The 504-nt window shown below is 29.8% G+C and carries 2 pseudogenes; both read left to right on the forward strand.

The window, feature by feature from the left end:
- A pseudogene (locus HMPREF9184_RS00870) lies at window positions 1-318 on the forward strand (polysaccharide biosynthesis C-terminal domain-containing protein); the annotation flags it as partial.
- A gap of 35 nt (window positions 319-353) precedes the next feature.
- Window positions 354-479, forward strand: a pseudogene (locus HMPREF9184_RS00875) (UDP-glucose 6-dehydrogenase); the annotation flags it as partial.
- Window positions 480-504: the final 25 nt, after the last annotated feature.

Here is a 504-nt window from a genome sequence, read left to right on the forward strand (position 1 = left end):
GCGATAGTGAATATTATTTTCACATTTGTTTTTGTATATTATTATGGAGCTATAGGTGCTGCTATTGCCACTATGATATCTTACTTTGTTGTTTGGATAATACGTGTTCATACAATGAGAAAATATATAAAGTTAAAAATTTTTATTAGAAGAGATGTATTTTCCTATGTATTGCTTATTTTTCAGTCAATAGTCTTATGGTTGGAAAATAGTTATATTCTTTATCCTATACAAGTTGTGCTATTCCTACTATTAGTTGTGTTATTTTATAAAGAAATAAAGAGCATTATTGGTGAATTAAAAAAGTTTCTAACATAAGAACCATAAGTACGAGTATTGAAAGGAGAAAAAGTATGAAAATAGCAGTAGCAGGTACAGGATATGTTGGTTTATCCATTGCGGTTTTATTGGCTCAGCATCATCAAGTAATGGCGGTGGACATCATTCCTGAGAAGGTCGACTTAATCAATCAAAAACAAATGTGAAAATAATATTCACTATCGC

The organism is Streptococcus sp. oral taxon 058 str. F0407 (assembly GCF_000235485.1).
GTDB lineage: Bacteria > Bacillota > Bacilli > Lactobacillales > Streptococcaceae > Streptococcus.